Source organism: Paenibacillus sp. Y5S-9, from assembly GCF_036894235.1.
In the GTDB taxonomy this organism is placed as follows: Bacteria; Bacillota; Bacilli; order Paenibacillales; family Paenibacillaceae; genus Paenibacillus.
Genome location: NZ_CP145887.1, coordinates 3,085,358 through 3,100,010, shown reverse-complemented (window position 1 = coordinate 3,100,010; position 14,653 = coordinate 3,085,358). Strand labels below are relative to the sequence as shown.

Sequence of the window (14,653 nt, the reverse complement as noted above, 5' to 3'; positions counted from 1 at the left end):
GATGAAAAAAACGCCGACAGGATTGTCGGCGTTTTGCATTGGATTGCTTTTATTACTTCAAGTGCTACGATAATGCTACGTTTCGTAAACCTAGCAATCAGTTCTTGGCTACAAATCCACTTTCATATTGCCCAGCATCTTGGCAACTTCAGGATTATCAATCTTCATGAATAGACTTTCCTTGGTATCCAGTGTGGAAATGGTTGCAATCTCTTCCGGGCTTAGTACAAAGTCGAAAATATCGAAGTTCTCGATAAGCCGCTCTTTGCGTACTGATTTTGGAATAACAACAACATCCCGCTGCACAAGCCAGCGCAGTACAACCTGGGCGACGGATTTGTTATGTTTCTCGGCAATGGAAACCAAGACTTCGTTGCTGAACAAATTGTTGCGACCTTCGGCGAACGGGGACCATGACTGGTGCTGTATCCCCTGTTCTTTCATGAAAACAGCGCTGTTGACCTGCTGTTGAAACGGATGCGTTTCGATCTGATTGATGACAGGCACAACTTCGTTGTGGACGATGAGGTCCATCAGGCGGTCAGGTAGGAAGTTACTGACACCGATAGCTCTGATCTTGCCCTCACGGTATAGTTCTTCCATCGCACGCCATGCGCCGTAGTAATCACCAAACGGCATGTGAATAAGGTACATATCCAGATAATCGAGCTGCAGCTTACTTAACGATTTGGCAAACGCCCGCTTGGCACTTTCGTATCCTGCATCCTGAATCCAAAGCTTTGTCGTGATGAAAAGTTCTTCCCGCGCTATGCCACTGCGTTTAATTGCACGTCCAACCGCTTCTTCGTTTAGGTAACCGGCAGCGGTATCAATTAGGCGGTAACCGGCCTTCAGCGCCTCATATACCGTGTTCTCACATTCATCAGCATCGGGAACCTGGTAGACACCAAAGCCAATAATCGGCATTTTCACTCCATTGTTCAAGGTTACAGTTTGCATATTCAATTCCTCCTATGGTTCAATTATGAATCGCAAGTGGTCACGTATTCCTGAAATTTTCCTGAAGCTGAGGTTTCGGCTCAGTGCCCAGCAGCTGCTATGAAGCAGCAAACTAGCATAGTATCCTAAACTTCACATGATATAGCTCACGTATGTTCTAAACATATAGGCTACTTCTTACATTATGTATACCTAAATGAGCCTGAGTAAAAAACGCCGACAACATTGTCGGCGTTTTTCGCCACTACAACCCTCTGCTGGAACAAAAAAACCATCAACAAGTGATGGTTTTTCATGAAATATCCTGTTCAGAAATCTGTTGTTGCTCATGATGCCTTTACAATTATTTCGGTTGAATATATCCTTCGGCTTTAAGCAGTTCTGCGATCAGAACCGCACCACCTGCCGCTCCTCGGAGCGTGTTGTGGGACAATCCAACGAATTTGTAGTCATAGAGTGAGTCTTCGCGCAGTCGGCCTGTGGAGACACCCATGCCGCGTTCTATGTCACGATCCAGTTTTGTCTGTGGTCTGTTCTCTTCTTCGAAATACGTAATGAACTGTTTTGGTGCACTTGGCAGAGCCAGTTCCTGCGGACGACCTTTGAACTGCAACCAACGCTCCAGAATTTCGTCTTTGCTTGGTTTTTTCTCGAAGTTTACAAACACAGTAGCCAGATGTCCATCCGTTACCGGTACACGAATACATTGTGTTGTAATTAATGGAGCAGAAGCTTTGACGATCTGATTGTTCTCAACACTACCCCAGATCCGGAGTGGTTCCTGCTCACTCTTCTCTTCTTCGCCACCGATGTATGGAATGACATTATCGAGCATATCCGGCCAGTCCGTAAAGTTTTTACCTGCTCCCGAGATTGCTTGATACGTGGAAGCGACAACCTGAGTCGGGTTGAACTCACGCAAGGCGTGCAGTGCTGGCACATAGCTCTGAATGGAGCAGTTTGGTTTTACGGCAATGAATCCGGTTTTCGTACCCAGACGTTTGCGTTGAGCTTCAATCACATCGAGATGTCCCGGGTTAATCTCAGGAATAACCATTGGTACATCTGCCGTCCAGCGGTGAGCGGAGTTGTTGGACACGACAGGTGTTCCTGTTTTAGCATAAGCCTCTTCGAGCGCTTGAATCTCATTCTTTTTCATATCAACCGCGCAGAAAATAAAATCAACCTGGCTGGCAAAAGCTTCGACCTGGGAAGCATCCTGAACAACGATTTTCTTCACAGCTTCCGGAATAGGAACTGCGAGTTTCCATCTGCCTTGTACGGATTCTTCATATGTTTTACCTGCCGAATTGGCGCTTGCAGAAATAGCTGTTACTTCAAACCATGGATGTTGATCGAGCAGGTCCACAAAACGCTGACCCACCATTCCCGTTCCTCCGACGATACCAACTTTCAATTTTGCTGACATTCAATCATCATTTCCTTTCGGTTTAAGTGATTCTTCTCTTTGATCAATTTCATAACTCACTAAAAACGTATTATGAAATTTGACTTCCTAATTAACACTATTCAGGCAATTCCAAAGCGTGTAGTCACAGCCCTGAAAAAACCAAAAAATCCCATCCCCAAGACAATAGTCTCAGGGACGAGATTGAACTCTCGTGGTACCACCCAGATTCGCCAATATGTCACCATATCCGCCTCTTCAAGTAAAGGTTTACAACCATGTTGCTAGCTGTAGACCGTTCATACTCTAGCTCTGTAACAGGAGCTCCTGTCACACCATCCCTTAACGCTAAGTTCCGATGTGCTGCTCTGAGTCTTTATTCAATAAAAAGTTCTTTACTCCTTTTCAGCTGCCGGAGCTCTCTTTGAAAGAATGATTTTTATCTACTCGTCTCTTCGTCGCATTTGATATTGCGATTATAATATCAAAATTACTGTGATGAAGTAAACACATTTTTTTAGATCATGGAATTTATATGTTATTTCCTTACTGCTTTTTGGCAACCATGGCATACGTTCCTAGTGGACTCCCAGGCCCCGAGACATGATGTGTCTTAAGTAATTTCAGTTCGGAAAGAAGAAGTGTTTTCACTTTGTCCGGGATCGGAAGCATTTGCAGTTCCACAGGCGCTTCTGCCAGTGTCATTTCGGTTTCCCAGCGACCGTCCTGCAACTCAGGAGAATGGATCGAAGCCTCTTCCTTAATCGTCCAGCCTGCCGCAGACACAAGCTCTTGGATATCCTCCGGTGTAAAAAGCGTGCGCACATTGGAGAAGCTGTTCTCCTTGTAACATTCAACCTGAGACTGAATCAGAACGGATAACCAATGTGAGAGCTGGCTCACATCTGTAACTCGCGCATCCCATTCTGCGAAACATAACTGATGTCCCCACGTCCTAACCTTGCTAAGAATCTGGGCGAGTTCGTCAAACGATTTCAGGTACCAAGAACAATGGGATAGCACAATCACATCAAACTCATTCTCGGAGAATTGGGCTTGATCACTTAAAATGTCGTAATCATAATCCATTCGAATTCGGTTACCCAGCGGAGATCTCCGCAGCTTGGCTGCCGCTTCGCCTACGGTCAGCGGTGCACCATAATCCTCTGGTGCAATATCTACACCATGAACGTACCCGTGCTCCCCCACCAGATGTGCAAGTACGGCCGTTGTATCTCCCTGACCACACCCGATTTCCAGAACTCGGCTGCCTTCCTGTATCCCCCAAAAGAGGCCCAGTTTCATCCGATGCTCAGTCTGAATATACTGAATGGCGGCGTTGTCCTCTACGTCCATATACTTAATAAGGTCTCTGATGATAGATTCATTCATGATTCCTCACCCCTTAAAGAGCAACTTAAACTTCTTGCTCATTGTAGCGTTACAGGAAGCAATGTACAATGCTGGAGTCTAGACAGAACCATGGCACGGAGGAGGCACCGTCCTACAGCAGATATAAACCTCTGCTACATATCAATTTCTAGGCCCACTGGGTTGCAAGCTTCTGAAGATAGGGGGTCAGCATGGGCTGTAATTCCTTGCGCATTAGTCCGATCTCCAAGATCGCCTGAATATATCCGAATTGATCACCAATATCGTAGCGGCGCCCCTGCAGTTCAAGGGCCAACAGTTCCTCCACCTGACTCACTTCTTTCAAGGCATCCGTTAACTGATATTCCCCTCCAGCCCCTCTCTCGATCTGATCCAGAATAGGAAAGATGGAAGGTTTCAGAATGTATCGTCCCATTACGGCTGTCCGGGATGGTGCTTCTGCAAGGGATGGTTTTTCGACCAGATTGGTGACTCGGTGAACCCGGTCCTCTGCACCATTCGAATCAATGATGCCATATTTGCTCACATTTGCCGCGTCTACTTGACGGACACCGATGATCTGGTTGCCTGTCTTTTCATAAAGATGGACCATCTGTGCAAGTGCAGGCGGTTCAGACACCATAATATCATCTCCGAGCAGTACAGCGAAGGCATCATCGCCTACAAATTGCCGTGCACACCCAATGGCATGCCCCAGACCTAGCGGTTCTTTTTGACGAATAAAATGAATATTTGCCATCTCGCTGATCGCCTGCACTTCTTCCAGTAAAGACTGTTTGCCCTTGGCATACAAAGAGTGTTCAAGTTCAACCGATTTATCAAAATGGTCTTCTATGGATTTTTTGTTGCGTCCGGTCACAATGAGGATATTCTCAATGCCTGATTGTACTGCTTCTTCAACAATGTATTGGATGGCCGGTTTGTCTACAATCGGTAACATCTCTTTGGGCTGTGCTTTGGTTGCTGGCAGGAAACGGGTTCCGAGACCTGCTGCCGGAATAACTGCTTTTTTAATTCGCATTTCATCATACACTCCTTTCATTTGCTTCTTATAACCAATATTGCACGCTGTGGGCAGTTAAGTAGCGATACGAAACACCCAATATCTGCTGGCCATATAGTTCAGAACCATCCCCATCAAGGTCGCCACGATCTTACTCATCACGAGACTCCAACCCAGCATATCGTGCAAAGTCATCAGAATGAGGGCGGATAACGCGAGAACAATGAGATTGGTGATTAGAAAACGAATAAGTTTTGTTCTATCGCCACCCCCTCGTACCGCATCTCGAAAAGTCCACCTGCCGTTCAACCAATAACTGTTCGCAACACCGCAGCTGTACGAGATTACTTGAGCCATCAGAACCGGTACACCGATCACTGCAAGCAAAGCAAATATCACCGCATCCACTGCCGTATTCGCAACACCCACAATACCGAACTTGAAGAGTGTAACTAGACGCTTAGTCATGATGAGCAACTCGGGCTGTCAATCGGGATTGCGCTTGCTGGCCCTCGGCCTGAACCACATCTCTCACAATGTATAGCGGACGTGCCTTGGTCTCATCATAGATTCGGCCAACGTACTCGCCCAGAATGCCCAGCATGATCAGTATGAATCCGTTAAACATCAGCATGATACTCACAATAGATGGCCATCCCTTAATCGTTGAGTCTGTAAATATGGCCGAACCAATAACGGTTAACATGTAGATGAATCCACCTACCGACAGGATCGCACCTACATAACCTGCGAGCTTGAGCGGTTTATGCGAAAATGAAGTAATGCCATCCAGGCTTAGCTTCAGCATGCGTTTCAGCGGATATTTTGTTTCGCCTGCGAGACGTTCATCACGTTCATATTCAATCGCAGTCTGACGAAATCCGACCCAACTGACCAACCCGCGCACAAACCGATTTTTCTCCGGAAGACGTTTCATCTCATCACATACTTTGCGGTCAATCAGGCGAAAATCTCCGGTGTCTACCGGGATATCCGTATCCGTTGAGGCACGAAGTACACGATAGAACAGACTTGCCGACCATTTTTTGAAGCGAGTTTCCCCGCTTCTTCTGGTGCGACGGGCATATACGACTTCGTAACCCTCTTTCCATTTGGCGATCATATCCAGTATCAGTTCGGGAGGGTCCTGCAGATCCGCATCAATAATAACCACCGCATCCCCCACTGCATAATCCATACCCGCTGTTATCGCAATCTGATGTCCGAAGTTACGGGCAAAATCGATCAGCTTCACACTCTCGTCCCAACGGGCGTAATCACGTATCATCTGTGCACTTCGATCCACGCTTCCATCATTGACAAACAACAGTTCATAGCTCTCTCCCGTGCTGCCCATGACCTTCTTCAGACGCCGATAAGTCTCCTCGATCACCGCTTCCTCGTTGTACATGGGAATAATAATGCTGTATCGGTACGCGTGAGCCATGTTTGTCCCCTCCCTTTTCCAATGGACTTCGTCCGAGATTTTCACTCTTTACAAATTGAAATAAAGAATATTTACACTGCACACTTCGATGACAGAACAACCCTCCAATCGCTGTTATCTCCAGATTTTTTTGATTCCTTTTATAAAGGTAAAATCCGGGGATAGCGTATGCTTCCGATGTAGCTTTCTTGCAGAAAGCATGTAGGCGAACGCTTCGCTTTTTCAGGTTTTTTCTATCCTCTCCGTTATCGTGTAAATGATAAGTTCAATTTATATAGCTATAATTTCACTTCGTACAAGGTGGTCTGTCCGCCGAATCCGAACCCGAATCCGAATCCAAGTCCAGCTTCATTCTCCGTGTCACCGTTATCCATGGATCCGCTGTCCGTGCCTGTCTTCCATTCTGACGTTGGAATCTCGGTTCCGTGCTCTTTGATCCAATCGCTAATATCCGAGTTCCCTCCGCGGCCACCCATGCCACCAACCATGAAGTATTTCACTTGCCCGCTCTTAACGAGTTGCTCAAGTTTTTCTGTTGTGTATACCGGGTCTGAGCCGGAGAAACCTCCAAGTGTAATGACCGCTGCTCTTTCATCGATGATATAAGGTGCTGCCTGATTATAGTCCGTAGTGGCAAAGAGATACGTTTCGCCTGTATTGTGCTCTTTCAGATAATTCAGTGTGACTGTATCCACTTCTTCGTTACGGTTACCCATTCCGCCACGGCCACCCATTGCAGGCATTTCTGTGTCTCCTGCACCGTTACCCATCGGCATGCCCATTCCTGCTCCACCAAACATACCATTGGAACCGGTGGGCCCTGCTGCCGGGATCATGCTGTTACCACCATAAGTAATAGGGGTGAATGCCCAGTAGATTGGACCGATCAGCATCACCATGAATCCCGCGATAATGAAGCCCTGTTTCCGTTGATGTGTGCGATGAAGCATAACGATCAGGATGACCGTAACCAGAATGCCTGCGATCAATTCACTAATGGACCAGCCTGCACCAATCGTCTCGTTATACACCTGCATGATATACCAGCCAAACAGAGTCGTCAGCAGCACGGACACCGGAAGCAGCCATGCCTGCCATCCAACGCGATCACGATATGACTTCCACATCGCTACAAATCCTGCACCAGTCAGCGCCGCTATTGGAGGTGCAAGCATAATCAGATAATATTGATGGAAGAAACCTGCCACACTGAAAAAAGCAGCAACAGGAAGCAGCCATGCCAGCCAGAACAAGGCCTCCTTGTGCTTGTTGGTTATATTTCTCCGTCTTAATCCTGCAAATATAGCAATGCATCCAAGCAGCACAACTGGCAGAAGCCAGCTAGCTTGACCTGATAGTTCAGTCTGGAACAGACGCAGAGGACCTTTTTCCCCTGTTCCAAACATTCCGCCCATGCCTCCGCCGAAATTTCTTCCGTTCGGCATTTCCATATCATTTGGCATCTGCCCGTTTGGGAAATTGCCATTCGGCCCATTCATGCCGCCCGTGGTGTTCAAGCCATTCGAACCATTCATATTATCGCTATCCTGTGCATTGACATCTTGCCCAGCGCCAGGAACACCACTGCCTGTCTGATTAGGGCCTGAAGACAAGTCTCCTCGATTGCCACGATTATTTCCCTGTCCCATACCATTTGGCATACCTGCGTTACCTGCGGTATTCTGCTGACCCGTTAGGCGAGCCAGACCATTGTATCCAAAAGCGAGTTCCATGACCGAGTTAGTTTCACTGCTGCCGATATAAGGCCGCTCGTCTTCGGGTATAGAATCCACAGTGACCGCCCAGGATAAGGAAACGACCGCCAGAACCGCTGTGCTGCCGATCAGCAGGATGATCTTCCTTCTCCATTTCGCCTGAAATGCAAGCAGATAGAACAAGTAAAAAGCCGGGAGTACCATGTAGGCTTGAAGCATTTTCATATTAAAAGCTACGCCTATTAACCCAAAGGCAACCAGAATGCGCCAAGTACTGCCTTGTTTGCTGCCTTTGAACAAAAACCATGAACCCAGCAATAGTGTAAACACCAGCATGCTGTCAATATTGTTGGTCCGGCTGACTGCCGCCACGACAGGCACAGTTGCCATCGCAAGTGCCGAGATTCGTGCTGCTGCAAGACCATATGTAGGTTTCACCATGAAATAGATCAGGAGCACCGAACCGATTCCCGCTAATACCTGCGGCAAAATAACGCTCCATCCGTGCAATCCAAAGACATAGGCAAAGGCCGTCTGGATCCAGAAGACAACAGGTGGTTTATCTACAGTGACCGAGCCTGCCGAGTCGAGTGAAGCATAGAAAAAGTTGTGGAAGTTGCTGAGCATACTCCCAACGGCAGTCGTATAATAGGAATTGGCATATTGATCGTTCCAGATACCGTACCCATTCAGAAATGCCGCCAGTAATACAATCGGCAGAAGGACAAGATCCATCCTTCTTTTGGTGTTATTCAATGTTAATCACTCCTTCAAAGTTCTTCATGTCTAGTATTGTGACATGCCAAAATAAAACTGGGATGAGTGCCCGCTGAATGTTGTCTGAGGATAATTCACAATCCTTTCAGCTAAATTTCAGTTTGGCAAGCGATAATACAACATACAGTCCCTCTCAATTAAGGGAGAGCTATAGATGGAAGCAAGCAAGGAGGAACCCCGCATTTATGAAGCTTAGCAGCGGAATTAAAATACTATTGGCAGATGATGAACCGCATATTTTACAATTTCTGGAGCTTGGATTAAGCAATGAGGGCTTCGATGTGCGCACCGCACCAGATGGAGCGGCTGCGCTTGAGTTGGCGCTTGAATTCAAGCCCCATATGGCTATTCTGGATGTCATGATGCCAGAGATGGATGGATTCGAAGTGGTCGAGCGTCTGCGTAAGACCGGTACCGAGGTTGGCGTAATTATGCTGACAGCGAAGGACGAAGTCGAGAATCGGGTTAAGGGCCTTTGGTTAGGTGCTGACGATTACATGGTCAAACCCTTTGCCTTCGACGAGCTGCTCGCCCGGATTCAGGCCAGACTGCGGAATCAATTTCCTTTATTAATAGGAGCCGTCACCCACGGTCCCTTCCGAATTGATGATCAGCGCAAAGAAATCACCTATCAGAATCAGGTTCTGGAATTATCTCCTACCGAATACGAACTGTTAAAATTTATTGTGCTTAATCATGGGATTGTACTTAGCAAAGCGACCATTCTGAGCCGGGTGTGGGGATATGATTTTGGTGGGGAAGAAAATATTGTGGAGGTATATGTTCGCTCCTTGCGCGACAAACTCGGGGATAAAGAGCATAAACTCATTCGCACGCTTCGGGGTGTCGGGTACAGGGTGGATCTCTGATGAACTCGCTGCCTAAGAAAAATAAACTTCGTTTAAGACGTCTTCACCAATGGATCTGGCCTCATTCACTGCGTTCTCAATTGCTCTCACGTTCCCTGTTCGTGCTTGCTGGGTTACTATTGTTAATCGGTATTCTGCAATTCTGGATCATGGAAAGCTTTCTCTACCGGAATCAGGCAAAAACCATGGAAGAACAGCTTATGTCCATGCCCCCGGTTTGGCTCGGAATCCAGTCACGTAGTGGCTCATCCAACAATCCTTTTGGTGGACAGGCAGGAAACGGGTCTGGCAATCGGGTGCTGTTTATTCCGGACCGTTCACTGGCCCTGTTTGACAACCAAGGTACGTTCGAGGATGTTTTTGGAGAAGATGGCCTGAAAGCCCCTCAACTATCAACCGCTGAATATCAGAACATTACAGATGAGTTGAAAGAACAAAAACATATTCCCTACCGGATCGTTACGGATACCCAAGGCAATGAGCAATTGATTGTATTCGCCTCACCCGGTCCACGCAATCGAGGCTTACCGATGGTCCAGATGGGCACGGCTACGAAGCCACTTAGAGACTTGATTATTAAACAGCTTCTGATATTCCTCATGTTATCGCTGTTGGCCATGGTAGCCGGTCTTGTTCTATACACTAAGGTATTACGCCGGACGCTGGTTCCCCTGTCCAATATGGTGAATAAAGTACAGCAGATCGACGCAGGCAGCCTCGCAGAACGCCTTCCCGTCGTTCAGGGACAAGAAGAAGTGGATCAGCTCGCCGTTTCATTTAATGGCATGCTTGAAAGGTTGGAGAATTCGTTTGAAGCGGAGCGGGAATCGAAAGAGCAGATGCAGCGTTTCTTGTCTGATGCTTCCCATGAACTTCGTACCCCGCTTACCTCCATACACGGCTTCATTGAAGTTCTACAGCGGGGTGCAGCGACCAATCAAGATCAATTGTATAAAGCGCTGGACAGCATGCACGGCGAATCCGCACGAATTAACAAGCTGGTTGAAGATTTGCTGTTACTAACCAAGCTGGATCAGGCTCCAAAGCAGGAGCGGGAGGTCATTCAGCTAGACAGTCTGCTGCTCGAAATGCAACCACAACTCGCCATGATGGCTCAGCAAAGATCCATTCACCTTGACCTGACGGCTGAAGTGTATGTACTGGCTGACCCTTACAAGCTGAAACAGGTTGTGCTGAATCTGTTCCATAATGCGGTGCAGCACACCGATCTTGAGCATGGAGCCATCTCCATAACGTTGTATGCCACGCACCATAAGGCTGAATTATCAGTGAAAGATAACGGTACAGGCATTGAACCTGAACATCTGCCGCATATCTTTGAGCGATTTTACCGCACAAGCAGTTCTCGTTCGCGCAAACAAGGTGGCGCGGGTCTCGGTCTAGCCATTACCCGCTCGATTGTGGAGTCGTATGGTGGGAAAATTACCGTACAAAGTCAGGTAGGCTTGGGAACTGAATTTATGATATTAATGCCGTTGTATAAGGCTGATGTCTAGGCTGAGCATAGCCTCCAAGTAGGCTATAAGTTGGCTATACGCAGCTTTACGTAAGATCTACTTGATCATTACACAAGCTCTAGTCAAGTTCTCCAAACGCTGCTTTACTTTCATTTTAATTCCGGCTTTTTATTGCATGACGAATCCCCCTCTCATTTCGGTTGAGGAATGAAAGGGGGATTCTTTTTGTATCCGATTGATAGAGTGTAGAGTAGTAACCCAATTGGTTTCGGGCTTTCAGGCTTACGAATCTGAGACGTCATATTCAAGGATATGATGCTTATAAATGCTTTTCATAAAATACCATTGTCATTTCGTCGTTAATTGCTTTTGTTACACCCGTTTTTTTGTAGCCTATCTTTTCATACAAATAACAGTTTCCTTTTTCTTGTAAGATGGTACCCAATTTCCATAACTTTGCATCCTCATATATCTGCTCAACCATTGTAAAGACCCTTTGAGCAATTCCTTTTCCTTGATGTTCTGGCAGTATAAAAATTGGGCTAATACTATAGATCTGATTATCTTTTTTCACGACTCTAATTCCACCAACAGCAACCTCAAGATGATAAATTATGAAATAATCTGTAAAAGATTGATTGATTTGAGTAATAATTCTTTCTACGGTTTCATTGGCGGGGCTTGTTTCAAAATCCTGATATTTTTCCAACAAAGGCATAAATGCTTTGATTTTCATTTCATGAACAGTCACTGCATCTTTTAAATCTGCTTTGTATAATGAAACCTCCATTAAATATATACCTCCGATTGATACGCTTGTTAGAAATACGATTTATAGTACATGCTCCGTTAACTTAGTACAAGAAAGATGTTCGTCTACGTTTGGTGTTTGTTTCATTTACAGCATATAAACAAGATAAAACTAACTTATTTTTTTATTCGACGTTGTATTCTCATATTCCTTGATATCTAAGTAACGGAACCAAGCAAAAACTTCATCTAACATTGCGCTATCATCCGTCGGACAAGATTATCCAGTATGAACGGTGGATTACCAAGGGTACACGCCATTCTCATCTAGGAATTCTCCGTTATGGCGTTTGCCATCCGTCGCATAGCGCACGATAATCGCAGCGCCGGCTTCTTTTGATTTACCGCCTTCGGCATTGCCATTAAGATCTGTTGATGTAAATCCGGGCGTTACTGCAAAGACTTGTGCCCTGCTGTTTTTCACTTCATAAGCCATCGAAAGTGTCATTGTACTGTTGGCCGTTTTGGATGAATTATAGTCGAAGGCGTTTAAAGTAAATTCCGCATTTTGCATATGGTCCAGAGAAGCCATGTCGGTTGATACATTAATGATTGTGCCTTCATTATCTTTGATTAACGGGAACAATCGCTGATTCAAACGGAAGGTGCCGAAAAAGTTCACTTCGAAGGCATTCCGCAGATCTTCCTCTTTTGTATCCGTGAAGGAATGAGAGAAAGCACCAGGCATACCCGCGTTATTGATCAGAAGGTTTATCTCGGGATAAGTCTTATGAATTGTTTCGGCTGCCTGCTCGATGCTCTTCAAGTCGTTCATGTCGATCTGTACAAATTCTACGTCTAATCCTCTGGAAGTTAACTCGGAAACAGCTACTTCCCCCCGTTCGACACTACGAGCGCCAAGAATAACTTTCCAGCCCGCTTCACCCAACTGCTTGACGATTTCATATCCAATTCCTTTATTTGCTCCGGTTACAAAAACAGTTTTTTTCATGCGAATCCTTCTTTCCATAATTTGATTTATATTTAACAATGTTTAAGTTACTATGCTACACTTAGTGTAGGTCAAATTATTTTTATAAAAGGGGGAATTATCATGTTAACGATTGGAGAAGTAGCGAAAAAAGTTGAGATCTCCATTGGAGCGATCCGCTTTTATGAAAGAAAAGGACTGCTGAAACCTGCTGCACGAAATGAGCAGAATAACCGTCTTTATTTGGAGGAGGATCTGAACTGGCTGGTTTTTATCAAATGTCTTCGTGAAACCGGGATGAGTGTGGAAGACATCAAAAAGTATTATGATCAGGTCAATGAAGGAACCTCCACGCTGAAGGAAAGAACCAAACTGATTGAGGATCAAAAGCAAAAGTTGCTGAATGATATCGAGGAGAAAAAAGCGCAGCTTGTTCATTTGGATAACAAACTGGAGCGCTATTATCGCGGAGAAAATTATTAATACAATCCTTGTCCTATAAATTGAATGACAGAAAAAATCAGGCAGCCAGCAATAACTGTCTAACCTGATCCGAAATTTTCATATTATAGCTATTTTCAATGAGGATAAACGTTCAATCAAAAATGACCTTTGCCCTTACACAGTTGATAATGGTTATAGGATTCATTCTCGATCTCGATCAAATTTAACCGTTCAAAATTACATTTCTGTATCACCTTATTGGATGCTTGATTGGTAGTCAAAGCGATGGCATTTAATACTTCCACGTTTGTATATTCAAATAAATAATCTGTCATTCCTTTGAGCGCCTGCGTTGTGTAACCACGATTTCTGAAATGCTTCGAAATACCGTACATAATCTCCCGATTGGGTGCTGGCAGTTCGTCCTTGATCCCTGAGCAGCACCATCCGATAAACTCATCATTTTCTTTGAGTACGATAGCCATACGTAAACATAACTCTCCGATATCCCCTCCCGCCACTACAGCTTGTTTAAAACGCTGATTCTCAGGGATTTCATATTCGGTGAGCCACAGGGTCCTATCTTCAATCGTAGCGTTCCATCCAGGTAGGAATTCATACACCTCAGGTTGCCACGTAATTTCTTGCAGTTTCTTCAAATCCTCGAGTCGATACTCACGTAAATAAATATCCTTGCAATTGATGATTAATTCATCGGTTAGTATGGGTTGGTTCATAGTTCCTCCTACTACACACTTAATTTCAGCTTATTAGCTTTACTTCAAACAAGCCCCTCTTTTTCCATAAACTCATCTTTGGTCAATCCAAAGAGGATCAGATCTTGGTATTTTCCATCCATATAGATCACCTGGCGACGCACACCTTCCTGAACACATCCAAGTTTTCTCATCATTGCTACGGAAGGTTCATTTCCTTGGAGTACATAATCATTAAATTTGTTGAGCCTGCGCTCGAAGAAGGCATAGTTCAGCAAGATTCGAACGGCTCTGGTTCCGTATCCTTTTCCTCGATGATCCCTGTCAATTTGAATGCCAATGCTAAAGGTACCGTTCCTTTCATCAATGCTGTTCAGATTCACACCTCCGACATTTTCACCATCCATATTTACAATTGTAAACATGATCCTTCCTTTGGTTAAAGAAAAATCAGAGAAGTTTTCCGTGAAACTCTTCGCTTCAACATGGGTTGGCGGCAACTCTACTGCACACTCCAATAACCGACGGGCAGGTGTATCAAAGCGGTTATAATAATGATCCTCCCAATCTTCTTCACGCAAAGCACGTAGTCTGATCTTATCATCCTGCCAGAAATACTGACTATAATCGATCTCTCTCATTCCAAGTCCCCCCGCATATTCAACCAAATTTTTACTTCGATTTATAAATATAATAACCCATA

The 14,653-nt window shown here is 45.3% G+C and carries 14 protein-coding genes and 1 other annotated feature; of the genes, 3 read left to right on the top strand and 11 right to left on the bottom strand.

Annotation, left to right across the window (positions count from 1 at the left end; genetic code table 11):
* Positions 1–108: 108 nt before the first annotated feature.
* The 7 genes from V6669_RS13835 to V6669_RS13805 form a co-directional block, all read right to left on the bottom strand.
* Positions 109–960, bottom strand: a complete 852-nt coding sequence (locus tag V6669_RS13835) for an aldo/keto reductase (RefSeq protein WP_338594409.1) — start codon at positions 958–960, stop codon at positions 109–111.
* Between the two features lie 343 nt (positions 961–1,303).
* Complete coding sequence (gene asd / locus V6669_RS13830; RefSeq protein ID WP_278295384.1) at positions 1,304–2,389, bottom strand: aspartate-semialdehyde dehydrogenase; 1,086 nt, start codon at positions 2,387–2,389, stop codon at positions 1,304–1,306.
* 170 nt (positions 2,390–2,559) lie between these two features.
* Positions 2,560–2,836: a binding site (T-box leader), on the bottom strand.
* A gap of 78 nt (positions 2,837–2,914) precedes the next feature.
* A complete protein-coding gene (locus tag V6669_RS13825) occupies positions 2,915–3,760 on the bottom strand; it encodes a class I SAM-dependent methyltransferase (RefSeq protein ID WP_338594408.1) in 846 nt (281 codons plus the stop codon).
* Positions 3,761–3,908: 148 nt separating this feature from the next.
* The gene (gene galU / locus V6669_RS13820) at positions 3,909–4,781 is read right to left on the bottom strand and encodes a UTP--glucose-1-phosphate uridylyltransferase GalU (protein ID WP_036608409.1); all 873 of its coding nucleotides are present in this window, start codon (positions 4,779–4,781) and stop codon (positions 3,909–3,911) included.
* A gap of 57 nt (positions 4,782–4,838) precedes the next feature.
* Complete coding sequence (locus V6669_RS13815) at positions 4,839–5,231, bottom strand: GtrA family protein (protein ID WP_338594406.1); 393 nt, start codon at positions 5,229–5,231, stop codon at positions 4,839–4,841.
* Positions 5,224–6,210: a glycosyltransferase family 2 protein gene (locus tag V6669_RS13810; protein ID WP_036608414.1), complete on the bottom strand. Its 987-nt coding sequence runs from the start codon at positions 6,208–6,210 to the stop codon at positions 5,224–5,226. The genes V6669_RS13815 and V6669_RS13810 overlap by 8 nt, the downstream gene beginning before the upstream one ends.
* Before the next feature lie 278 nt (positions 6,211–6,488).
* On the bottom strand, positions 6,489–8,681 hold the full coding sequence (locus V6669_RS13805) for a glycosyltransferase family 39 protein (RefSeq protein WP_338594403.1): 2,193 nt from the start codon (positions 8,679–8,681) through the stop codon (positions 6,489–6,491).
* A gap of 206 nt (positions 8,682–8,887) precedes the next feature.
* Here V6669_RS13805 and V6669_RS13800 point away from each other — a divergent pair, with 206 nt between their 5' ends.
* Together V6669_RS13800 and V6669_RS13795 are read left to right on the top strand one after the other, a co-directional pair.
* Complete coding sequence (locus V6669_RS13800) at positions 8,888–9,571, top strand: response regulator transcription factor (protein WP_036608910.1); 684 nt, start codon at positions 8,888–8,890, stop codon at positions 9,569–9,571.
* The gene (locus V6669_RS13795) at positions 9,571–11,088 is read left to right on the top strand and encodes an ATP-binding protein (protein WP_338594400.1); all 1,518 of its coding nucleotides are present in this window, start codon (positions 9,571–9,573) and stop codon (positions 11,086–11,088) included. The genes V6669_RS13800 and V6669_RS13795 overlap by 1 nt, the downstream gene beginning before the upstream one ends.
* A 280-nt stretch (positions 11,089–11,368) precedes the next feature.
* Here V6669_RS13795 and V6669_RS13790 read toward each other — a convergent pair whose 3' ends face one another.
* Entirely contained in the window at positions 11,369–11,839 is a 471-nt protein-coding gene (locus tag V6669_RS13790) for a GNAT family N-acetyltransferase (RefSeq protein WP_338594397.1), read from the bottom strand.
* 261 nt (positions 11,840–12,100) lie between these two features.
* Positions 12,101–12,811, bottom strand: coding sequence for an SDR family NAD(P)-dependent oxidoreductase (locus V6669_RS13785; RefSeq protein WP_338594396.1), 711 nt, complete (start codon positions 12,809–12,811; stop codon positions 12,101–12,103).
* Between the two features lie 102 nt (positions 12,812–12,913).
* Here V6669_RS13785 and V6669_RS13780 point away from each other — a divergent pair, with 102 nt between their 5' ends.
* On the top strand, positions 12,914–13,273 hold the full coding sequence (locus V6669_RS13780; RefSeq protein ID WP_091031062.1) for a MerR family transcriptional regulator: 360 nt from the start codon (positions 12,914–12,916) through the stop codon (positions 13,271–13,273).
* Between the two features lie 116 nt (positions 13,274–13,389).
* On the opposite strand, the gene V6669_RS13775 is transcribed toward V6669_RS13780, so the two are convergent.
* Together V6669_RS13775 and V6669_RS13770 are read right to left on the bottom strand one after the other, a co-directional pair.
* Positions 13,390–13,971, bottom strand: a complete 582-nt coding sequence (locus tag V6669_RS13775; RefSeq protein WP_100528944.1) for a GNAT family N-acetyltransferase — start codon at positions 13,969–13,971, stop codon at positions 13,390–13,392.
* A gap of 44 nt (positions 13,972–14,015) precedes the next feature.
* Positions 14,016–14,591: a GNAT family protein gene (locus V6669_RS13770; protein ID WP_338594392.1), complete on the bottom strand. Its 576-nt coding sequence runs from the start codon at positions 14,589–14,591 to the stop codon at positions 14,016–14,018.
* Between the last annotated feature and the right edge of the window lie 62 nt (positions 14,592–14,653).